This is a genomic window from Pseudomarimonas salicorniae (assembly GCF_023156535.1).
GTDB classification, from domain to species: domain Bacteria; phylum Pseudomonadota; class Gammaproteobacteria; order Xanthomonadales; family Xanthomonadaceae; genus Pseudomarimonas; species Pseudomarimonas salicorniae.
Window position 1 is genome coordinate 129,772 of the sequence record NZ_JALNMH010000007.1, and the last position, 20,681, is coordinate 150,452.

Genomic DNA, 20,681 nt, shown 5'->3' on the forward strand with positions numbered 1-20,681 from the left:
GCCGTCCAGCGGCTCGGGGTCTGGGTGGCGGGCCCGAGACCCGCCCTATGCCTGCCTTGTTCCGGCCTTGGCGATCTCCTCACGCATGCGGGCGATGACCTCGGCGTAGTCCTTGGCGCCGAAGATCGCCGAGCCGGCGACGAAGGTATCCGCCCCGGCCGCGGCGATCTCACGGATGTTGTCGACCTTGACCCCGCCGTCGATCTCGAGCCGGATCGGCCGGCCGCTGCGCTCGATACGCTCACGCACCCGACGCAGCTTGTCCAGGGCGCTGGGAATGAAGGCCTGGCCACCGAAGCCCGGGTTCACCGACATCAGCAGCACCAGATCCAGCTCATCCAGCACATAGTCGAGCACCTCGACCGGCGTTGCCGGATTCAGCACGAGGCCGGCCTGGCAGCCGTGCGACTTGATCAGCTGCACGGTGCGGTGGACGTGCTCGCTGGCCTCAGGATGGAAGCTGATCAGCGAAGCGCCAGCGCTGGCAAAATCGGGGACGATGCGATCGACCGGCTTGACCATCAGATGCACGTCGATCGGCGCGGTCACGCCGTGCTTGCGCAATGCCTCGCAGACCATCGGCCCAATGGTCAGGTTGGGCACGTAGTGGTTGTCCATGACGTCGAAGTGCACCCAGTCGGCGCCCGCAGCCAGTACCGCATCGACCTCCTCGCCGAGGCGGGCGAAGTTGGCGGAAAGAATGGAGGGGGCGATGGCGGGGGACTGCATGGTGGACTCCTTAGGTTTTCCGTTTCACTGCTGGGCGGACGCTTTCGGGGCAGCGGGCTGCCCCCCTCCCAACCGCCCGGCCCTCCGGCGCAGCCTCCGGGCGTTCTTCGGCACGCAAGCCTACGGCTTGCAAGCGTGCCTCATCACCCCCCTCCGCAGCCAAGCCGCGCAAGGGGAGGGGCAGGAGCGGCTGCGGCGGCGGGATGGTGCCGAACGGCGCCGGTGTTGTTCGCTCCTCCCCTTGCCGCGCGCAGCGCGGGAGGGGGAGGTCGGGAGGGGGTGGGTCGGTCGCAGCGGCAGCCGCCCTACTCCCCCGAGTTCGCCTTGCGCGCCTTCTGGATGGCTTCGTAGGCGCTGTTGATCTCCCGCGCCCGCGACTCGGCCAGTGAGCGGATCTCCTCGGCCGCACCGCTGACTTTGTCCGGGTGGTAGTCGGAAATCTTCCGGCGGAAGGCGCGTTCGACCTCCTCGTCGCTGGCCGCCGGCTCGACGCCCAGCGTGCGGTAGGCCTCCTCAAGGGCCAGTGCCTTCTGCCCCTGCCCGCCGGAGGACTTGTCCGGGAACAGCCAGCCGGCATCAAAGACGTGACCGAGCACCGCGCCGAGCACGGCGCCCGCGGGGTGGCGCATCAGCATCCAGCCCAGCACCGCGCCGAACACCTTGCCGTAGATCCTCATTGCTTCTCCCGTGGCCCGAGGCCATCCCGGGGCAGCTGGGCATAGTAGCGGGCGAGGGCTGCGATGTCGGCGTCGCTCAGCCCGCCGACCACCGCCTTCATCGGCGCGTGGGGCCGTTCGCCGCTGCGATACCTCAGCATCGATTCGCGCAGGTAGGTCTCGTCCTGCCCGGCGATGTGCGGGTGCCCGGGCAGACCCGAGACGCCGTACTGGCCGTGGCAGGCCACGCACAGGCCAGCCTTGGCCGGACGAGCGGAGGCCTCGTCGACGGCCGCGGCGCCGGCTTCATCCGCCGCTGGCGTGGCCGCGGTACCACAGCCGGCAAGGGTGAACAGCGGGATCAGCAGAAGCAGTTTCGGATTCATGGGCGCGAAGGATAGCAAGCGGGCATCAAGGCGCCGTCGCGTACAATCCGCGGCTTTCCGCGCGTGACCGGCCATGCCCACCACCCTGCACACCTCCGAGCTGCCCGGCCTCGAGCTGCTCCACCGCGGCAAGGTCCGCGATGTCTATGTCCTGCCCGGCAACCGCCTGCTGATGGTGGCCAGTGACCGGCTCTCGGCCTTCGACGTGGTCCTGCCTGACCCGATTCCGGGCAAGGGCGAGATGCTCTGCCAGATCTCCAACTTCTGGTTCGCCAAGACCGCCCACCTCCTGCCCAACCACCTGACCGGCGAGGACGTCGCCGCGGTGCTGCCGGACGGCGTCGATCCCGCGCTGTACGCCCGGCGCTCTGTGGTCACCCGGCGCCTGAAACCGCTGCCGGTCGAGGCCATCGCCCGCGGCTACCTGATCGGCTCGGGCTGGAAGGACTACCAGCGCAGCGGCTCGCTCTGCGGGATCAGGCTACCGGCAGGTCTGCAGCAGGCGGCGCGCCTGCCCGAGCCGATCTTCACGCCGAGCACCAAGGCCGCGGTCGGCGACCACGACGAGAACGTCAGCTTCGACGCCGTGGTCCGGGCGATCGGCGGCGACCTGGCCGAGCAGGTCCGCGTTGCCACCCTGCAGGTCTACCGCTTCGCCGCCTCGCTGGCCGCCGAGCGCGGCATCATCATCGCCGACACCAAACTCGAGTTCGGCCTCGACGAGGCGGGGCAACTCCAGGTCATGGACGAGATGCTGACCCCGGACTCGTCGCGCTTCTGGCCGGCCTCCGAGTACCGCGAGGGGATCAGCCCGCCCAGCTACGACAAGCAGTTCGTCCGCGACTATCTCGAGACCCTCGACTGGAACAAGAGCGCCCCCGGCCCGCGAATCCCGGCCGAAGTGATCGAGGGCACCCGCCAGCGCTATGCCGAGGCGCTGAAGCGGCTGGCTGGCATCGAGCTGGATTGAGCGTGCCAGCGAGCCGCTCCACCTGTAGGAGCCAGCTCGCTGGCGATCACATCCCGCAAACAGCCCGCCCGCTTCGCCAGATCGGTGCTTTTCCAGGTGAGCCGGATCGCCAGCAGGCTGGCTCCTGCACCGGTGCTGCGCCCTCGCGGAGCGGACGCGAGCCGCGGGTCCGCAGGTGAGCACTCCACAACGCCTGCCGCCGCTGCATGTGCTGCTGATCGGCATCATCTGCCTGGGCTGGGGCGGCAACTTCCTCGCCTCGGCAGCGGCGCTGACCGAGCTGCCGGCCCTGCTCTTCACCACCCTGCGACTGGCCCTGGTCGGCCTGCTGATGCTGCCCTGGCTGCGCCCCCCGCCGGGCGGGCGATGGGGCACGCTGGCGGCGGTAGCGCTGTGCAACGGTGCCCTGCACTTCGGCCTCAGCTTCTGGGCGTTACGCCTGGCCGGCGACATCTCGTCGCCGGCTATCGTGATGCAGACCTATGTGCCGCTGACGGTGCTGCTGTCGGTGCTCTTTCTCGGCGAACGGATCCGCTGGAAGCGGGCCAGCGCGATCGTCGTCAGCTTCGCCGGCGTCCTGGTGCTGGGCTTCGATCCGGCGGTGCTCGACGCCCCGGCAGCCCTGGTGCTGATGCTGGTCTCGGCCCTGTTTCTGGCCGTCGGCACGGTCACCATGCGCGGGCTGGCGGGCATGCACCCGTTCTCCCTGCAGGCCTGGGGCGCGGTGATCGGAATCCCGGTCTTGGCGGTCGCCAGCCTTCTGCTGGAGGGTGACCCGCTTGAGCACATGGCCGCGGCCGGCTGGCGCGGCTGGGGCGGCATCGCCTATTCGGCCCTGGTCGCCTCCGTGCTCTGCCACAGCCTGTTCTTCGTCCTGATCCAGCGCCATCCGGTGTCGCAGATCACGCCCTTCCTGCTGATCGCGCCGCTCATCGCCATCGCCCTCGGCGTGCTGGTCTGGGGCGACACGCTCGGCCCGCGACTGATCCTCGGCGGCAGCATGGTGCTCGGCGGGGTGCTGGTCATCGCCCTGCGCAACGCCGCAACCTCGCCGGGGAGGCGCTGAGCCGGCCCACAACGGGCACCGATCGAGGCGCGGGATCCGACGCCAATCAGCACCCATAGGGTGCGGCTTGCCGCACCGGACGTATCGATCAATGGCCCGCGTCGCTGCGCCCGAGCCGCGCCCCATGGGAAGCGCAGCGCGGTCGCCTCGGCCGCGCGGGCGGGGCCTCAGGGCGTGTTCGCGACGCCCCGCTGCGGGTAGACCTGGGCGGCGAGGCCCTGGTCGCGGCGCAGGAGATCCACCGCGTCGACCAGCACATGGGCGGCCTCGCGCAGCAGCGGGTCGGCGCGCTCCTCGGCCTCTTCGGCATCGGCCTCGGGCGCGCGTTCGTCGGCCTGTAGACCGTCGTCGCTCTGCGCCAGATCCTCGCCGGACAGGCCCAGCTCCTTGCGCTGTGCCTCGCGCTGCTCGCGGCGCGCCTCGATCTGAGCGCGCTCGCTGCGGCGCTCGGCCAGGTTCAGCGAGATGCTCTTCTTCTCGCGCTGCTCGCGGTACTGGGCGACATCCTCGGACCACCAGACAAACTCTGGGTCCTGCTTGGCGCGCTCGCCGTGGCGCTGCGTCAGGATCGGGACCAGCGGTGAGAAATCGGCCAGCTTGCTGTGCGTGGCCGGGGCGATCTCGCTCCAGGGCAGCGCGTTGTCATAGGTGCTCTCGCCGTAGTGCTCGGCGTCCAGGGTGACCGGGAAGGCGATGTCCGGGACCACGCCCTTGTGCTGGGTCGAGCCGCCGTTGACGCGGAAGAACTGGGCGACGGTCAGGCGCAGCTGGCCCAGGCCGGGCGAGTCCTTGCGGGCAAAGCGGTCGAGGTCGACCAGATTCTGCACGGTGCCCTTGCCGAAGGTCGGCTCGCCGATGATCAGGCCGCGGCCGTAGTCCTGGATCGCGGCGGCGAAGATTTCCGAAGCCGAGGCCGAGGCGCGGTTGACCAGGACCGCCAGCGGGCCGTCCCACAGGGTGCCGGAGTCGAAGTCCTGCTCGACCTGGACCTGGCGGCCCTGGTTGCGCACCTGGACCACCGGGCCGCGGTCGATGAACAGGCCGGTCAGCTCGATAGCCTCGGTGAGAGAACCACCGCCGTTGTTGCGCAGGTCGATGACCAGGCCCTCTACTTTCTCGCCCTTGAGCTGGTCGATCAGCCGGGCAACATCGCGCGAGGCCGAGCGGTAGTCGGGCTCATCGCGGCGGCGGCCGTCGAAGTCCTGGTAGAAGGTCGGCAGTTCGATCACCCCGACCTTGCGGGTGCGCTCGCCTTCCTGCCACTCGATCACCCGCTTCTTGGCGGCCTGCTCTTCCAGCTTCACCTTCTGCCGGGCCAGGGTGATGATCTCGTGCGGTCCATCGATGCCGGTCGCCGCGGGGATGACGTCGAGGCGGACGTAGCTGTCCTTGGGGCCGCGGATCAGCTCGACCACGTCGTCGATGCGCCAGCCGACCACGTCGATCATCGGCCCCTCGCGTCCCTGTCCGACGGCCGCCACGCGATCGCCGACCTTGAGCTTGCCGGACATGTCCGCGGGCCCGCCCTTGACGATCGAGCGGATCACGGTGAATTCGTCGTCGCGCTGCAGCACCGCGCCGATGCCTTCCAGCGACAGCCGCATGGAGATGTTGAAGTTCTCCGAGGCGCGGGCGTTCATGTAGGCGGTATGCGGCTCGATGGCGCCGGCATAGGCATTGATGAACGACTGGAACACGTCGTCGGACTTGATCTCGCGAACCCGCTGCTCGAAGTTCGCGTAGCGCTTGTCGAGGGTCTCGACGATGGCCTCCGGCTCCTTGCCGGCCAGCACCAGGCGCAGGTAGTCGTTCTTGACCCGCTGCCGCCAGACCTCATCCAGCGCCTTCCGGCTGGATTCCCAGGGCAGGTCCTCGCGACGGAAGTGGTATTCCTCGTCTCGGGTGAAATCGAACTCCTGCTTGAGCAGGGCGCGGGCGTGCGCGGTGCGCTCGGCCACGCGCTGGATGTAGACGTTGAAGATGTCGAAGGCCGGCTGCAGGTTGCCTGCCTGCAGGGCGTCGTCGAAGCTGGCTCGCAGCGGGGCGAAGCGTTCGATGTCCTGCTTCAGGAAGAACAGCCGATCGCCGTCGAGTCCATCAAGGTAGGCATCGAAGATCTCGGCGGAGAGGGCGTCGTCCAGCGGCTTCGGGCTGTAGTGGAAACGAGCCTGGCTGAGGAACTGGCGCACCCAGCCGGTCACGTAGGCCTGGTTGTCGCCCGGCTCGAGCAGGATGCCGGTGTCTTCCACCTTGGCCGTGGCCAGCAGCGGAACCAGCAGCAGTCCGATCCAGAATCCTCGCTTCATCTCTTGCACCTCGCGCGCTTTGCCTTGATCACGCTGCACCTTGCCGGCACAGGCAACCAGTGTCGTTGGTACCGGTCGTCAGGACCAGCCCGATCAGCCGACGTAGCCGGCTTCCGCCGCCATGCGGTCCGCGTGGTAGGACGAACGCACCAGGGGACCGGAAGCGACATGGGTGAAACCGAGCGACTTGCCGACCTGCTCCAGCTCGGCGAACTCCTCGGGCGTCCAGTAACGGAGGACCGGATGATGCGCCGGGCTGGGCTGCAGGTATTGACCGATTGTGACCATATCGACCGCGTGACGACGCAGATCGTTCAACGTCTCGACAACCTGGTCCCACGTCTCGCCGAGACCAAGCATGATGCCCGACTTGGTCGGCACCTCCGGGTGCTGCTCGCCGAAGGCCTGCAGCAGACGCAGCGACCAGTCGTAGTCGGCGCCCGGGCGGACGTTCGGATACAGCTCGCGGACGGTCTCGAGGTTGTGGTTGAACACATCCGGCGGATCGCCGGCCAGGGCCTCGAGGGCCCGCTCCATGCGGCCCTTGCCGCGGAAGTCGGGGGTCAGGATCTCGATCTTCAGCTGCGGGCTGCGCGCCCGGGCCTCGCGGATGCAGGCGGCGAAGTGGGCGGCTCCGCCATCCCTGAGGTCATCGCGATCGACCGAGGTGATGACGACATAGCGCAGCTTCATCTGGGCGATGGTGTCGGCCAGCATCAGGGGCTCGGAGGCGTCGGGCGGCTTGGGCCGGCCGTGGGCCACGTCGCAGAAGCTGCAGCGGCGGGTGCAGACTTCGCCCAGCACCATGAAGGTCGCCGTGCCGTGGCTGAAGCACTCGTGGATGTTGGGGCAGGAGGCCTCCTCGCAGACCGTCACCAGGCGATTCGCGCGCAGGGTCTTCTTCAGCTCGGCGACCTGATTGCCGGCCGGGATACGCACGCGGATCCAGGACGGCTTGCGCAGCACCGGCGCCTCGGCAAACTGCACCGGGCTGCGGGCGATCTTGTCGTGGGCCACCTGCTTTTCGCCCTCGACCAGCAGCGGAATGGTCTTGCTCGTGACAGCCTCGGTCATGCGGGTTCCGGCGTGGAGGCGGCGAGCGGAAGTCCGTCGGGCGCGGCCTCGGCGCGCAGGCCAAGCTGCGCCGAGAGCGCCGCCACCAGCCGCGGGCTCACCGCATCCAGGCTGGCGTTTGGCAGGAAGTCTAGCACCTGGGTGACGGCCATCCCCTGATAGCCGCAGGGATTGATGCCGTGGAACGGCGACAGGTCCATGGCGATATTGAAGGCCAGGCCATGAAAGCTGCAGCCGCGCCGCACGCGAAGCCCGAGGGCGGCGATCTTGGCCTCGCCGACGTAGACGCCGGGCGCGCCGCAGCGTCGTTTCGCGTCGATGCCGTCCGCGGCCAGCACGTCGATGATGGCCTGCTCGATGCGCTGGACCAGCTCGCGCACGCCAAGCTTCAGCCGGCGCAGGTCGATCAGCGGATAGGCGACCAGCTGGCCGGGGCCGTGATAGGTGACCTGGCCGCCGCGATCGACCGGGATGACCTCGATCCCGCCCGGATTCAGCACGTGCTCGCGCTTGCCGGCCTGGCCCAGCGTGTAGACCGGGTCGTGCTCGACCAGCCACAGCTCGTCGGGCGTGTCCTCGCCACGGCCGTCGGTGAAGCGCTGCATGGCCTGCCAGACCGGCCGGTAGCCGCGCCGGCCGAGCTGGCGCACGCGCCAGGCTGGCAGGCCGGCTACAGCGTCCACTTGATGTCGGGATGTTTGCGCAGCACTTCGTGTGCGGCCTCGTAGTGTTCGCGGGTCTCGGCGAAGACGGCGACGGTCACCGACAGATAGTTGCCATTGCTGGACGGCCGCGTGCGCAGCACCTCGCTGACGCCGGCGACGCCGGCCTCACGCAGCAGCCCGGGCACCAGCGCGGCCAGCTCGGCCGCGGCCGGCCCCATGGCGGTCAGTTCGAACTCGCCGGGGAACTGGAAGCCCTGGTCAGGGGATTGCGGGGTCAGTTTCATGGGCAGGAGGTGGGGCCGGTAACGAAGCAATCCAAGGCTAACCTGCGCCGCCTGAAGGTTCAGTCACTCTCCCACCACATCCAGAAGCTGTCGTTCATGCGCTTGAAGAAGCCACCCTCGGCGACCGCCTGGCGGGTCACCAGAGGCACCTCGGCGACGAGCTTGTCGTCAAGGCTGAGTCGGATGCTGCCGACCTGCTGGCCGGCCTCGAAGGGTGCCACCAGCTCGGCCGGCACCGCCATGCTGGCCTCGAGGTCGGCATAGCGGCCGCGCGGCAGGGTGATCTTCAGTGGCTCGGCGACGCCCAGCGGCAGGGTGTCCTGCTCGCCCTTCCAGACCGCCGGCTCGGCGACGACCTCCTGGCCGGTGTAGACGGTATGGGTCTCGAAGAAGCGGAAGCCCCAGTTGAGCAGGGCGAGGTTGCCCTCCTCGCGGAGGCGGAAGCCCTCCTTGCGGCTGCCCTCGATGCCCATCACCACCGAGATCAGTCGCTGGCCGTCGCGCTGCGCGGAGGCGGCCAGGCAATAGCCGGCGGCCGAAGTGTGGCCGGTCTTGATCCCGTCGACGCTGGCATCCTTCCAGAGCAGACCGTTGCGGTTGAACTGGCGGATGCCGTTGTAGGTGAACTCCTTGATCGCATGCAGCGCATAGTGCTCGGGGAAGTCACGGATCAGCGCCCGCGACAGCAGGGCGACGTCGAGCGCGCTCATGGTGTGGCCCTCGGCGGTCAGGCCATGGGCGTTGACGAAGTTCGACTGCGCCATGCCGAGCTGCCGGGCGTACTCGTTCATCAGATTGGCAAAGGCCGCCTCGCTGCCGGCGACGTGCTCGGCCAGCGCGATCGAGGCGTCATTCCCGGACTGGATCACCAGCCCACGCAGCACCTCGCCGAGCTTGACCTTGCTGTTCACCGCGAGGCCGGAAAACGAGCCGTCGGTCCCGGCGCCACCCTCTCTCCAGGCGGTCTCGCTGATGTGCACCTCATCGTCCAGCGAGACCTTGCCTGCCTTCACCTCGGCGGCCACCACATAGGTGGTCATGATCTTGGTCAGCGACGCCGGATGCAGCGGCTCGCGGGCGTTGTGCTCGGCGAGGACCTGGCCGGTCTCGTAGTCCAGCAGCACATGAGCCTTGCCGGCGGCGGTTGGCGCCGGCGGAATCGGGGTCGCCACGGGCTGCGCGGTGGGCACCGGCACGGGCGTCGGCTGCGGGGTCGGGGTCGGCACCTGGGCGTGGACGCAGGAGACAAGGCTGCCGGCAACCAGCAGCGCCTGGAGGGAACGATGGAACAGCATGACGGGGAACAACTCCTGGGTGGGGCCGGCGCGCCGCGGCGGCGGCTTCCGGATGAAACGGTAGGTTCAGAACTCGCGGACCTGCTGCGGCTCGCCAAGGCCGAGCCGGAACAGCGTCCGGCGCACGGGGTCAACGTCGGCGGCCGAGCGCAGCGGGCCGATCCGCACCCGCCAGACGTCGCGCCGGCCGATCTCCGCCTTTTCCAGATGGACGCGGCCGACGTCGGCGTCTTCCAGCCGGTCCTTCAGGCGGCGGGCATTGGCCTTGTCGGAGAAACTGGCGACCTGCAGGTAGAGCCGCCCGCCGCCTGCGGCCACCGGCGCACCGAAACCGGAGCGATGACGGCGCTCGCCCGGATCGCCCGCAACCAGCGTGGGGGTATCGCCGGCATCGATGGATTCGACCTCCACCTCAGCGGTGCCGCGGAGGTGGATCCCCAGCTTGACCGCGGCCACATAGGACAGGTCGATGATCCGCCCGGCGTGAAACGGGCCGCGGTCATTAACCCGCACGACCACGCTGCGGCCGTTCTCAAGATTGGTGACGCGGGCGAAGCTCGGCAGCGGCAAGGTCTTGTGCGCCGCCGTGTACTTGTACATGTCGTAGGGCTCGAAGCTCGAGGTCGGCCGGCCGTGGAACTTGTTGCCGTACCACGAGGCAATGCCGCGCTCGCGGTAGCCGCGGGCGTCCTCCATGACCTGGTAGGTCTTGCCGAGCACCTTGTAGGGCGAGCGGTTGCCATAGCGCGAGCGCGGCTCGGGCACCGGGATCGGCTCGGCGATACCGCGCAGGTCCGGCGGCAGCGCCGGGCCGCCATCGGGGATGTGCGGTGCATACAGCTCGCCGGTCTGTGGCCGCGCGCGGGCACTCTCCCGCTCGGGGAGCGGCGCCTTCCTCGGCCCGCTGGCGCAGCCGGCCAGCAGCAGAATGCCGAGCAGCAGCGCCAGCCCGCGCATCAGGGGGCGGTCCCGCTGCCGGCCTTCCCGGCCGCGATCTCCCCTGCCAGCTGGTAGACCGCCATCGCGTATAGCGGTGAGCGGTTGTAGCGGGTGATGACGTAGAAGTTGTTGAACCCGATCCAGTGCTCGGTGCCCGCTTCGCCTTCCAGCGAGAGCAGGGTGGCGGGCAGGGGCTCGGCGGGCGGCTCCACCGGCGTGTATCCGCGGGCAGCGAGGTCTTCCAGGGCAATCTCGGCCTTCAGCCCGTCCGGTTTGAAGTCCGCCGCGCCTTCCGCGCGGCGCGCCGGCACCACCACCGGCTGCCCCGGTGTCCAGCCGTGGGCGACGAAGTAGTTCGCCACCGAGGCGAAGATGTCCGGCAGCGAGCCGAACAGGTCGCGCCGGCCGTCGCCATCACCGTCCCTGGCATAGGCGCGATAGCTGGAAGGCATGAACTGGCCCCAGCCCATCGCCCCGGCATAGCTGCCCTTGAGGGTGAGCGGATCGAGCTGCTCTTCGCGGGCCAGGGCAAACAGATGCCCCAGCTCGCTGCGGAAGAAGGGCTGCCGCGGCGGATAGTGGGCGCCCAGCGTGAACAGCGCATCGATCACCCGCCAGGAGCCGGTGATCTTTCCGTAGTGGGTCTCGACGCCGATGATCGCGACGATGATCGAGGCCGGCACGCCCGTATCCAGCTCGACCTTGGCCAGCGCGTTGGCGTGTTCGGCAAGGAAGGCCCGGCCCTCGCTGATCCGCTTCTCGGTCAGGAAGATCTGCCGGTAGGCCTTCCACGGCTTGGCCTCGGCGGGTCGTGTGATGGCATCGATGATCGCCTGCTTGTACTCCGCCTCGCGGAGCACGGGCAGCACGACCGCTGGATCGAGCTTGTGGGCGGCGGCCAGCTCGCGGGCCAGAGCCTCGCGGTCGACAGGAGTGGGCGCGGCCAGAGCGACGCCGGCGAGGCTGAACAGGATTCCGAATGCGGTAAGGCGCATGAGTTCCGACGCTGCGAAAAACCGCCGGAAGTGTACACGCCGGGCGCCGCCGCCGCGCCGCGGGACGCGGCGGCCCCGTTCAGCGTCGAGCCACGCGGGGCGAGCGTCGACCGGTGATCAGCGCGGCAGCGGCGCCAGCAGGGCGGCGAGCAGGGCCGCTTGCTGGCGCAGCCGCAGCCGCACCCGCGGGCGAGGGCGAGTGCGCCTGGCCATGCCGCGGCGCGCCAGGCTGCGTCGTTGCACTACCGTCACGGGCGCGGCCCCACGCAGTTGCAGCAGGCGGGTGATGACGGCAGAGGCCGGCAGCAGCAGACCGTACACGGTCGCCGGCGCGAAGTGCCCGGCAGCGGCCAGTTCGGCGGAGAACAGCAGGCAGCCCAGCCCTCCGGCCAGCAGGGCCAGCAGGGCGAGGGCAAGCAGCGGGTCGATCAGGGCTTGAGTGCGGGCGGCGGCAGTGCGGAACATGGCGGCAGGCTCCTTGGGGCTTGCCGGGCAGCCTTGCAGCCCTCCATCTCAGCGGCTAAGACTGCAGTCGCTCCTCGCTGGGCGGCAGGGCGGCCTGGTCCTCGCCCTCCGGCACCGGCTCGCCGCGCAGGGCTTCCAGCGCCCGCCGGGCGGCCTGGCGGCCGATATCGATCACCTCGCGGGCACGCCAGTACTCGTGGAACATGCAGGTGTCGCGCGGCACGCGGATCAGCAGGTCGGGCGGGTCCATGGCCAGCTGCAGGCGCGATAGCTGGGCCTGCATGGTGTCCAGCGAGCGCGACATGAGATTGAGCAGGCCGGGCTGCTGCGGCGGGGCCGGGCGCTTCTCGAACAGCGAGTCCATCAGCTGGGTGATCCTCCCGCGCAGGCTCTCGTCCGGGGCCTCGTCTCCTGCCTCCTCGCCCAGCTCCAGCAGGTCGGCGCGCTCGCGGAAATGGCGCAGGGCCACAGGCACCCGATCGTTGACGTCCACCGCGACCACCAGATCGACGTGGGTCAGCCGGGTGGCGGCAATCGGCAGCGGCGCCAGCAGTCCGCCATCGACCAGCTCGCGGCCGCCCACGCGGTGCGGGGTGAACACCATCGGGATGGCGATGGAGGCGCGGATGGCATCGAACAGCGGGCCACGGTTCAGCCAGACCTCGCGCTGGGTGGCGATGTCGGTCGCCACCGCGGTGAACGGGATCGGCAGATCCTCGATGCGATGCTCGCCCACCAGCTCGCGCATGACCCCGATCAGGCGCTCGCCCTTGATCAGGCCCGGGTGGCCGAAGGCGAAGTCGAGCAGGCGGATGACATCGCCGCGCTCCAGCGATCGGACCCAGTCGCGGTAATCGCGCAGCCGGCCCGCCGCGTGGATACCGCCGACCAGGGCGCCCATCGAGGCACCGGCGATGGCGGCAATGCGAAAGCCCGCCTGCTCCAGTTCCTCGATGACACCGATATGCGCGAGGCCGCGCGCCCCGCCCGACCCCAGAACCAGGGCGATGTCCAGGCGGTCGCCGTCCTCAACCGCCATAGTTGGACAGCGCCAGCTGCAGCAGGATGCGCATCTCGGCGCGCAAGCCGGGCGGATCGACCACCTCGGCGTCCGGGCCATAGCGGAGCACGTCCATCAGCAGCTCCTTCGGATTCGAATACGGAAGCTTCAGCTCGTAGCCACCATCGTCGAGGCGGCGGCCCTGCTGCTTGCTGTGCCAATGCTCATCGGCCACCCAGCGCGCCGCATGCGGCGAGAAGCGCAGGGTTGCCCAGCCCTTGGCCGGTCCGGAAAAGATGCCGTAGCTGCTCGCCAGATGACCATCCAGCTCGGCCTCCGCCACGTCGATGGCCGCCTCGTCCCTCCGCTGCGGCCGGGCGATGCGGTCGACGGCAAAGCTGCGCAGCGCCTCGCGGTCGTGGTCCCAGGCATCGAGGTACCAGTTGTCCCGGTAGTGGGTCAGCCGCTGCGGAGAGACCCGACGCCGGGTCTGGGCATCGGTGGAGCGCGCCCGGTACTCGAAGTCCAGCCGCTGACGCTCTAGCACCGCCGAAGCGATGGCGCGGAAGGCGACCTCGTCCAGGGAGCGGATCGCCGCGGCGATCACCCGTACCCGCTCGACCGGGAAGCGCTTGCCCCCCGCCTGCTCGGCCAGCAGCCCGTCGATGCGGGCTTTCAGCGGTGCCAAGGCCGACGACAGCACGCCGGGTCCGGTGCGGGCCAGCAGCTGGTGCGCGGCGAGAAGGGCGTGCAGCTCGTCCGAGGTCAGCCACAGGCCCGGCAGCTCGAAGCGCGGTCCCGAGGCTTCGGCATAGTGGAAGCCCTCGGGGTCCTCGCTCTTCTCGATCGGCGCGCCGAGCGCATCGCGCAGGTGGGCGATATCGCGGTAGATGGTTGCGCGCGAGCACTCGAGTTCGTCCATGAGCCGACGCAGCGGGACCGGGTAGCGGGCGGCCGAGAGCAGCCGGTGCAGCGAGAGGATGCGTTCGTAGCGGTCCATGGCGTCCCTGTGGGCGCGGAAGCGCCGTGGCAGGCCCCGAAGGGCCAGGTCCGGCGACTGCCGCAATGGGCACATTTTGCGTTCCGCCCCGCACAGACGCCACCATTGGCATCCCTTCGACCGGCCGACCCCATGACGCTGGATGCCGCCCTGACCTTCGCCGTGCTGCTCGGCACCGTCGCCCTTTTCGTCAGCGAGAAGCTCTCCGTCGACGTGGTGGCCCTGCTGGCGCTGGCGGCCCTGCTGGTGCTGGGGCTGGTCAACCCCGAGCAGGCCCTGTCCGGATTCGCCAGCGAGGCGACCATCACGGTGGCCGCGATGTTCGTGCTCAGCGCCGCGCTGTCGCGGACCGGGGCGCTGCGCGCGATCGCCCATCTGTTCTCGAAACTCAAGACACCCGGACGGTTCACATTGGTGGTGATGGCCTGCCTTGGCGCCATGTCGGCCTTCGTCAACAACACCGCTGCGATGGCCGTGTTCCTGCCGCTGGTGCTGGCCAGCGCAGCGCGCAACAAGTTCTCTGCCTCCAAAGTACTGATCCCTATGTCCTATGCCGCGCAGATGGGAGGCGTGTGCACCCTGATCGGCACCTCGACCAACCTGCTGGTCGACTCGATCGCCCGCGACCTCGGCCATCCGGGCTTTGGCCTGTTCGACTTCGGCCTGCTGGGCCTTGCCACCATGGCCGCCGGATTCGTCTACCTGCTGCTGGTCGGCCGCCATCTGCTGCCTTCCAACCGCCAGGCCGAGCTCAGCGAGAACTACGAGCTGGGCAAGTACATGACCGAGCTGCGCGTGCTTGAGGGCTCGCCGCTGGTCGGGCAGTCGGTCGCCGACGCCAAGCTTGGCGAACGCTACGGGGTCTACGTGCTGGAGCTGCTGCGCGGCGACGAGGAGGTCTGGGCTCCGCGGGCGCAGAAGCTGCAGGCGAACGACATCCTGCTGGTCCGCGGCGACTGGCAGAAGCTGACCGACATGCGCGATGAAACCAAACTGGTGCTGGAGCCCAAGTTCAAGCTGCGCGACTCGCAGTTCGATGCGCCAGACCAGGTCCTGACCGAGGCGATGATCTCGCCCGGCTCGCGCTTTGTCGGCCATACCCTGGCCGAGCTGGACTTCCAGTGGCACTACAACGCCACCGTGCTGGCCATCCACCGCCGCGGCGAAGTGCTGCGCAACACCCTGCGCGACGCCCGGCTCAACGTCGGCGACGTGCTGCTGATGCTGGCCCGTTCGGACGAGATGCCGCACCTGCGGCGCAACCGGAACTTCATCGTCCTGAGCGCGCGTGAGGACGACGCCGCGCAGCGACGCAAGGCCTGGCTGGCCATCGGCACCATGGCTGCCGTGGTCGGCGTCGCCGCGGCCGGCTGGCTGCCGATTGTCACCTCGGCGATCATCGGCTGCCTGGCCGTGGTCCTGCTCGGCTGCCTTGAGCCCGAAGAGGCCTACGAGGCGATCGACTGGCGGGTGATCATCCTGCTTGCCGGCGTCCTGCCGCTGGGCATCGCCCTGCAGACGTCAGGCGCGGCGGGTCTGCTGGTCGACGGCGCGCTCGGCCTCATCGGGGACGGCAGTCCGCTGCTGGCCCTGGCCATGATCTACCTGCTGACCGCCACCCTGACCGAAGCGATGAGCAACAACGCGGCCGCCGTCCTGCTGGCGCCGATCGCCTTCGCCACCGCCCAGGCGCTCGGCGTCAGCCCTACGCCCTTCCTGGTCGCGGTCGCCTTTGCCGCCTCGACCAGCTTCGCCACTCCGGTGGGCTATCAGACCAACACCATGGTCTACAGCGTCGGCGGCTACCGCTTCGCCGACTTCGTGCGGGTCGGCCTGCCACTGAACCTGGTGTTCTGGGCCCTCTCGGTGTTCCTGATCCCGCGCCTGTTCCCGTTCTGATCCTTGTTCACCCGGGGTTTCCGGGTATGGCGGGTACCATGTCGGCCGTTTTTTGACCGTCAGGAGCCCCGCATGATCCGTAACGCCCTCGCCCTGGGCCTTGCCCTTGGCCTTGTATCCACCGCCGCCCTTGCCGACGAGACCGAGAAGACCGAAGGCTGGTCCGGGACCGGCGAGCTGGGTTTCGCTCTGGCCCGTGGCAATGCCAAGTCGGAGAACCTCAACACCAAGCTGAGCTTCGTCAACGAAGACGATCAGTGGAAACACCAGTTCAACCTGTCGGCGCTGCGTGCCAAGGGCGAGACCTCGGGTGACTTCGACGGCGACGGGATCGAGGAAGAGCGCTTCGAGCTCAACGCCAACCGCTACCAGGCGGGTGCCTCCAGCGCGCTCAAGATGAACGAGCGCGCCTACTGGGTTGGCACCCTGCGCTACGAGAACGACGACTTCGCCCCTTCCGAACACCAGACCACCTTCGCGCTCGGCTACGGCTACAGCGTGATCAAGAACGACACCACGCTGCTGAACCTGGAAGCCGGCCCCGGCTACCGCCGAGCCAAGAACGCCAGCACCGGCGAGACCGACTCCGACACCATCTTCCGCGCCCAGGCCGAGTTCGCTCACCAGCTGACCGAGAACACCTCGCTGGACAACCTCCTGCTGGTCGAAGCCGGCGACGACAACACCTTCGTCCAGAACGACTTCGGGCTTAAGGTGGCGATGAACAGCAAGCTGGCGCTGAAGGCGGGCGTGCAGGTCCGCAACAACAGCGACGTCGGCCCCGGCGTCGACAAGACCGACACGCTGACCACGGTGAATCTGGTCTACACCTTCCGCTGAGCCGCATCCGACGCACCCCATCCGGGCCTGCAGCAAGCCGCTGAAGGGCTGGATGGGGCGCGAAGCAGACATTCGCCACCGTCCCCGATCGGGCGGGCTTTTCGTAGGAGCGGACATGGCCGCGACCGCGGAGCTTCGCCCTTGCCTCGGTCTGTGGCGAACACGTCACGCCGCGGTCGCGCCCATGTGCGCTCCTACAGTCGGGCTTCGTTGGGCGTCAGCGAAGCCCCATAGGGTGCGTCTTGGACGCACCGATACGGGCGTTCGGACGGTACGCCCGGTGCGGCCAGCCGCACCCTATGCATGTCTGCTTTGCGCCCTGACCGGCCGCCGCGTGCGGTGGGCTCAGGCCGGCTCGCCGAGCAGCCTGCGAGCGCCCTGGGCGAGCAGGGCCTCGGCGACCCGCTCGCCGAGTTGCCCGGGAGATTCGGCCTCGGCCGCGGCCAGGTGGGCGCGGATCAGTTCGCCGCTGGCGGCATCGCCCACCAGGCCCTGGAGGTCCATGCCGCCGCCTTCGCGCAAGGTGGCGAAGGCCGCGACCGGCACATGGCAACTGCCGTGCAGATGCCGGTTCATGGCCCGCTCCGCCTCGACGCAGCGCCGCGTATCGAGGTCGTCGAGGGGCGCCAGCAATCCGGCGACCTCGGGATCCCCCTCGCGGGCTTCGATGGCGATGGCCCCCTGGGCTGGCGCCGGTAGCCACTCGGGGGCGGCCATCCGGTCGCGGATCCTTGCGTCGAAGCCAAGACGCATCAGTCCGGCGCAGGCCAGCACGATGGCGTCATACTCGCCGGCGTCGAGCTTGGCCAGTCGTGTGTTCACGTTGCCGCGCAGGTCGCGGAGCACGAGATCGGGGCGCTGCGCGCGCAGCTGGGCCTGGCGGCGCAGCGAGGAGGTGCCGACCACGGCGGCTTCCGGCAGGTCGTCGAGCGTCGCATGGCGCGGGCTGACGAAGGCATCGAAGGGGTCCGCGCGCTGCAGGATCGACGGCAGACAGAACGGGCCGTCGAGCTCCATCGGCACGTCCTTGAGCGAATGCACTGCGCAGTCGGCTTCGCCGCGCAGCATGGCCAGCTCCAGCTCCTTGAGGAACAGCCCCTTGCCGCCTATCGCGGCCAGCGAGCGGTCCAGCACCTCGTCGCCGCGGGTGGACAGCGGGACGAGCTCGACCACCAGGCCAGGGTGGAGTGTGCGCAAAAGCGAAGCAACATGTTCAGTCTGCCAGAGGGCCAGCGCACTCTTGCGCGTGGCGATGCGAAGTGGTCTCACGGGCGATCGGTCACAGTTCCAGAACTTTCTTTCGTAGGCCCGGCAGGCATCGGCGGGATACATCGAGCAGCTCGCTCGTATTGCGCAGCCGGGCCCGGGTGTGGCCGTCGGCTCCGCGGCGCAGCTCCATGATCTCGTCGGCGGCGACCAGGCAGTTGCGGTGGATGCGCAGGAAGCGGTCGCCGAACTCTGATTCCAGGGATTTCAGCGAGTCCTCGATGAGATCCTCGCCGTGGGCGTGGTGGATGACCACGTATTTCTCGTCGGCCTGCAGGTAGCGGATCTCCTCGATCGGGATCAGCCGCATGCTGCCGCGAAGGCGTGCGCACAAGTGGGTGCGCTGGCGCTCTTCACCGGCGGCCTCGTCGATCGCCGCAAGCCCCGGTGGCCCGATGCGCCGGGCGCGCCCCAAGGCCTCGCGCAGGCGCTCGACGCGCACCGGCTTGAGCAGGTAGTCGATCGCGCCGGCTTCGAAGGCGGCGAGCGCGTGCTCGTCATAGGCAGTGCAGAAGACAACGGCCGGGGCGTGGCTGGTCGAGGCCAGATGCGCAGCCGCCTCCAGCCCGTCCATCACCGGCATGGCGATGTCCAGCAGCACGAGGTCGGGCTTGAGCGCAGCAGCCTGCTCGCAGCCCTCCCGTCCATTGCTTGCTTCGGCCACCACCTCGGCGCCCTCGACCTGGCCGAGCAGATCGCGGAGTCGCTGCCGCGCGAGCGGCTCGTCGTCAACGATCAGGATGCGCATCGTTCGCCGTGTCCTGCAGCGGAAGTCGGACAGTACAGCGATAGTAGCCGTCATGATAGCCGCGGGTCATCCTCGCCGCGTCGCCGAAGTGGTAGGACAGACGCTGCAGGATGTTCGGAAGGGCATGGCGATTGCCGCCGGACAGCGCGTCCTGCGGCGGCGGGCAGGGATTCAGCACCTCGATTTCCGCAGCGCCCCCGCGCGCATGGACGCCGATCGAGATACGCCCCCCTCGCGGCAGCCGCGCCAGGCCGTGGTGAACGGCGTTCTCGATCAGTGGCTGGATGCTCAGCTTGGGCACCCGCACCCGGCCCACCAGGGATTCGTCGAGGCGCCAGTCGACCTCGAGACGCTCGGCCAGCCTCAATTTCTCGATGGCGAGGTACTGACGGCACAGCGCCAGTTCCTCGTCCAGGCCGCACATGCCGTCGCCCGCGCCCAGAGCGGCTCGGAACAGGTCGGCGAGGTCCTCCACCGCGCGCTCGGCGGTCTCGGGATCATGCCGCACCAGGCTGGCGATGCTGTTCATGCTGTTGAACAGGAAATGCGGACGGATCCGCGCCTGCAGCGCGTCGACCGCGGCCCTCGCCTGGGCCCGCTCATTACGCAGCCAGAGCTCCTGTACGTGGAAGTAGCGCAGCAGGAAGGCGCTTAGCACCGCGCATATCGCGCCGCTGCGCCAGACCAGCTCGGCGCCGAGGCCGTCTTCGGAACCGGGCACGATGAGCACGTCAGAGAGTTCCACGACCAGGGCGCAGGCAAGAAGTGTGGCCAGAACCGGCAAGGCCCAGGCGACCAGCGCCCCGGCGGGCAGCGGCAGGCGGCGCAGCGGGTCGCGCATCTTGCAGAGCAGGACGGCGCAGAGCACGGCCAGCCACAGGGCCAGCGCGCTGGCGGCGAAGAAGGGTCCGCCGCCCTGCAACCCCGAGGGCGCCAGCCAAAGCACCACCACCACCAGTTCCGCGGCCACCAGGGTAGTGAAGAGGATCTTCGCCCGGCAGAAATCCGCCGGCTCGAAAGGGGTTGCCCAGGCTCGATGCCAGTGCCGACGCCAGCGTTCCCAGCGATGCGTCAACATCGGAACGGCGTCCTGGCTTTGTGGCTCTGCGCTCGCCCACCCATTGCCCTTCCCCGGAGCCCGAACCCGGCCTCAAGTGGAGCATGTCCGCGGGCGCAGGGCCAAGCCCTGCCGTCGACGGCAGCGTCGCGTGCGTCGGAAGGGCGCGGACACGAGGACGCCCGGGCACGCGGCCCGGGCGTCGACGGTCAGCACCGGCTGATCAGAAGATGTCGACGCTGGTCGAAAGGGTAAACAGGACCCGTCCGTCGGCGTTCGGCGCATCATCAAGGCTGGTGTCGGAATAGCCGACGTAGAAGCTGAACGAGCCGACTTCGCGGGACAGGCCGACCTGGCCGTGCGTGTAGTCCTCGAGCGAGCCGTCCGAGTAGTTCACCCGGGTGCCCTCGAGGTCCAGCGACCAGTTCTCGCTGATGGCGAATGAGTGGAGCAGCTTGAAGCGGTTGAAGCTGCCGCCGAAAACGTCATCGTCGTCGCCGAGGAAGAGCTTCGCCGTGGTGCCGGTCGGGAAGGTCAGCGCGCCCATGACCTCGCCGTAGTCGTAGCTGGAGGGGGCTCCGGTGTAGGTGTAGTACAGCACGCCCACGTCCCAGCCCCAGCCACTGTCGTATTCCTGGGCATAGCCGGCGTAGTAGTCGATCTCGATATCGGCCGGATCGCCGTCGCCGAAGTCGACGTTGGAGCCCCAGATGCCTGCGTAGAAGCCGCTGTCCGCGGCGTAGTCGAAGCTCGCCTGGAAGGCCGGGTGGAAGTCGCCGTCGTCGCTGCCCTGGGTCTGGCTGATGCCGTCGAACAGGTAGTCGGAAGCGAAGGTGAAGGTGGCCGAGGCCGAGCCCGCCACGGCGGAGCCGCCGAAACCGGCAAGGGCCAGGAACAGGATGGTGCGACGCATGTGAACCCCCTTTCTAACGTGCCTTGGGTCGATATGCCGATGGCGGCGGGGCATGGCCGCGCGCCGCGGCGTCTGCTTTCGGATTGCGGTTGCCGGATCGGGGACCGGTGAGTCGATGGTGGCCGTGG

21 protein-coding genes are annotated in these 20,681 nt (G+C 69.1%); 4 read left to right on the forward strand and 17 right to left on the reverse strand.

Annotated features, from left to right (window positions below; all coding sequences use genetic code 11):
• Positions 1–45: 45 nt before the first annotated feature.
• The 3 genes from rpe to M0G41_RS09610 form a co-directional block, all read right to left on the reverse strand.
• The gene (gene rpe / locus M0G41_RS09600; protein ID WP_248208638.1) at positions 46–729 is read right to left on the reverse strand and encodes a ribulose-phosphate 3-epimerase; all 684 of its coding nucleotides are present in this window, start codon (positions 727–729) and stop codon (positions 46–48) included.
• A gap of 305 nt (positions 730–1,034) precedes the next feature.
• Complete coding sequence (locus M0G41_RS09605; RefSeq protein WP_248208639.1) at positions 1,035–1,406, reverse strand: J domain-containing protein; 372 nt, start codon at positions 1,404–1,406, stop codon at positions 1,035–1,037.
• Positions 1,403–1,771, reverse strand: coding sequence for a c-type cytochrome (locus M0G41_RS09610; RefSeq protein WP_248208640.1), 369 nt, complete (start codon positions 1,769–1,771; stop codon positions 1,403–1,405). The genes M0G41_RS09605 and M0G41_RS09610 overlap by 4 nt, the downstream gene beginning before the upstream one ends.
• A gap of 73 nt (positions 1,772–1,844) precedes the next feature.
• Between M0G41_RS09610 and M0G41_RS09615 the strand changes: the two genes are divergently transcribed.
• Both M0G41_RS09615 and M0G41_RS09620 read left to right on the forward strand, forming a co-directional pair.
• Positions 1,845–2,741: a phosphoribosylaminoimidazolesuccinocarboxamide synthase gene (locus M0G41_RS09615; protein ID WP_248208648.1), complete on the forward strand. Its 897-nt coding sequence runs from the start codon at positions 1,845–1,847 to the stop codon at positions 2,739–2,741.
• A 175-nt stretch (positions 2,742–2,916) separates the two neighbouring features.
• On the forward strand, positions 2,917–3,807 hold the full coding sequence (locus tag M0G41_RS09620; protein WP_248208650.1) for a DMT family transporter: 891 nt from the start codon (positions 2,917–2,919) through the stop codon (positions 3,805–3,807).
• 167 nt (positions 3,808–3,974) lie between these two features.
• Here M0G41_RS09620 and M0G41_RS09625 read toward each other — a convergent pair whose 3' ends face one another.
• The 10 genes from M0G41_RS09625 to M0G41_RS09670 all read right to left on the reverse strand — a co-directional run bounded on the left by M0G41_RS09625 (position 3,975) and on the right by M0G41_RS09670 (position 13,830).
• Positions 3,975–6,113: a carboxy terminal-processing peptidase gene (locus M0G41_RS09625; protein WP_248208652.1), complete on the reverse strand. Its 2,139-nt coding sequence runs from the start codon at positions 6,111–6,113 to the stop codon at positions 3,975–3,977.
• 93 nt (positions 6,114–6,206) lie between these two features.
• Complete coding sequence (gene lipA, locus M0G41_RS09630) at positions 6,207–7,187, reverse strand: lipoyl synthase (RefSeq protein ID WP_248208654.1); 981 nt, start codon at positions 7,185–7,187, stop codon at positions 6,207–6,209.
• Positions 7,184–7,870, reverse strand: coding sequence for a lipoyl(octanoyl) transferase LipB (gene lipB / locus M0G41_RS09635; protein ID WP_248208657.1), 687 nt, complete (start codon positions 7,868–7,870; stop codon positions 7,184–7,186). The genes lipA and lipB overlap by 4 nt, the downstream gene beginning before the upstream one ends.
• Entirely contained in the window at positions 7,858–8,136 is a 279-nt protein-coding gene (locus M0G41_RS09640) for a DUF493 family protein (protein ID WP_248208659.1), read from the reverse strand. The genes lipB and M0G41_RS09640 overlap by 13 nt, the downstream gene beginning before the upstream one ends.
• A gap of 59 nt (positions 8,137–8,195) precedes the next feature.
• Positions 8,196–9,431 (reverse strand): D-alanyl-D-alanine carboxypeptidase family protein, encoded by a 1,236-nt coding sequence (locus tag M0G41_RS09645; protein ID WP_248208661.1) that lies wholly within the window; start codon positions 9,429–9,431, stop codon positions 8,196–8,198.
• Between the two features lie 66 nt (positions 9,432–9,497).
• On the reverse strand, positions 9,498–10,388 hold the full coding sequence (locus M0G41_RS09650; protein WP_282452839.1) for a septal ring lytic transglycosylase RlpA family protein: 891 nt from the start codon (positions 10,386–10,388) through the stop codon (positions 9,498–9,500).
• Positions 10,388–11,365, reverse strand: a complete 978-nt coding sequence (gene mltB, locus M0G41_RS09655) for a lytic murein transglycosylase B (RefSeq protein WP_248208663.1) — start codon at positions 11,363–11,365, stop codon at positions 10,388–10,390. Before mltB ends, M0G41_RS09650 begins: the two co-directional genes overlap by 1 nt.
• 117 nt (positions 11,366–11,482) lie before the next feature.
• Positions 11,483–11,830: a hypothetical protein gene (locus M0G41_RS09660; RefSeq protein WP_248208665.1), complete on the reverse strand. Its 348-nt coding sequence runs from the start codon at positions 11,828–11,830 to the stop codon at positions 11,483–11,485.
• Positions 11,831–11,885: 55 nt separating this feature from the next.
• Positions 11,886–12,869 (reverse strand): patatin-like phospholipase family protein, encoded by a 984-nt coding sequence (locus M0G41_RS09665; RefSeq protein WP_248208666.1) that lies wholly within the window; start codon positions 12,867–12,869, stop codon positions 11,886–11,888.
• Positions 12,859–13,830, reverse strand: coding sequence for a helix-turn-helix transcriptional regulator (locus M0G41_RS09670; protein ID WP_248208669.1), 972 nt, complete (start codon positions 13,828–13,830; stop codon positions 12,859–12,861). Before M0G41_RS09670 ends, M0G41_RS09665 begins: the two co-directional genes overlap by 11 nt.
• 132 nt (positions 13,831–13,962) lie before the next feature.
• Here M0G41_RS09670 and M0G41_RS09675 point away from each other — a divergent pair, with 132 nt between their 5' ends.
• Together M0G41_RS09675 and M0G41_RS09680 are read left to right on the forward strand one after the other, a co-directional pair.
• A complete protein-coding gene (locus tag M0G41_RS09675) occupies positions 13,963–15,729 on the forward strand; it encodes a sodium:proton antiporter (RefSeq protein ID WP_248208676.1) in 1,767 nt (588 codons plus the stop codon).
• A 72-nt stretch (positions 15,730–15,801) separates the two neighbouring features.
• On the forward strand, positions 15,802–16,569 hold the full coding sequence (locus M0G41_RS09680) for a DUF481 domain-containing protein (protein WP_248208678.1): 768 nt from the start codon (positions 15,802–15,804) through the stop codon (positions 16,567–16,569).
• 345 nt (positions 16,570–16,914) lie between these two features.
• Here the strand turns inward: M0G41_RS09680 and hemC are convergent, their stop codons facing one another.
• The 4 genes from hemC to M0G41_RS09700 form a co-directional block, all read right to left on the reverse strand.
• A complete protein-coding gene (hemC, locus tag M0G41_RS09685; protein ID WP_248208680.1) occupies positions 16,915–17,838 on the reverse strand; it encodes a hydroxymethylbilane synthase in 924 nt (307 codons plus the stop codon).
• Between the two features lie 10 nt (positions 17,839–17,848).
• Entirely contained in the window at positions 17,849–18,583 is a 735-nt protein-coding gene (locus tag M0G41_RS09690) for a LytR/AlgR family response regulator transcription factor (RefSeq protein WP_248208686.1), read from the reverse strand.
• Positions 18,564–19,661 (reverse strand): sensor histidine kinase, encoded by a 1,098-nt coding sequence (locus M0G41_RS09695; protein WP_248208688.1) that lies wholly within the window; start codon positions 19,659–19,661, stop codon positions 18,564–18,566. Before M0G41_RS09695 ends, M0G41_RS09690 begins: the two co-directional genes overlap by 20 nt.
• 202 nt (positions 19,662–19,863) lie before the next feature.
• Positions 19,864–20,553 carry a TorF family putative porin gene (locus M0G41_RS09700; RefSeq protein ID WP_248208690.1) on the reverse strand — a complete coding sequence of 230 codons (690 nt, stop codon included), beginning with the start codon at positions 20,551–20,553 and terminating at the stop codon, positions 19,864–19,866.
• Positions 20,554–20,681: the final 128 nt, after the last annotated feature.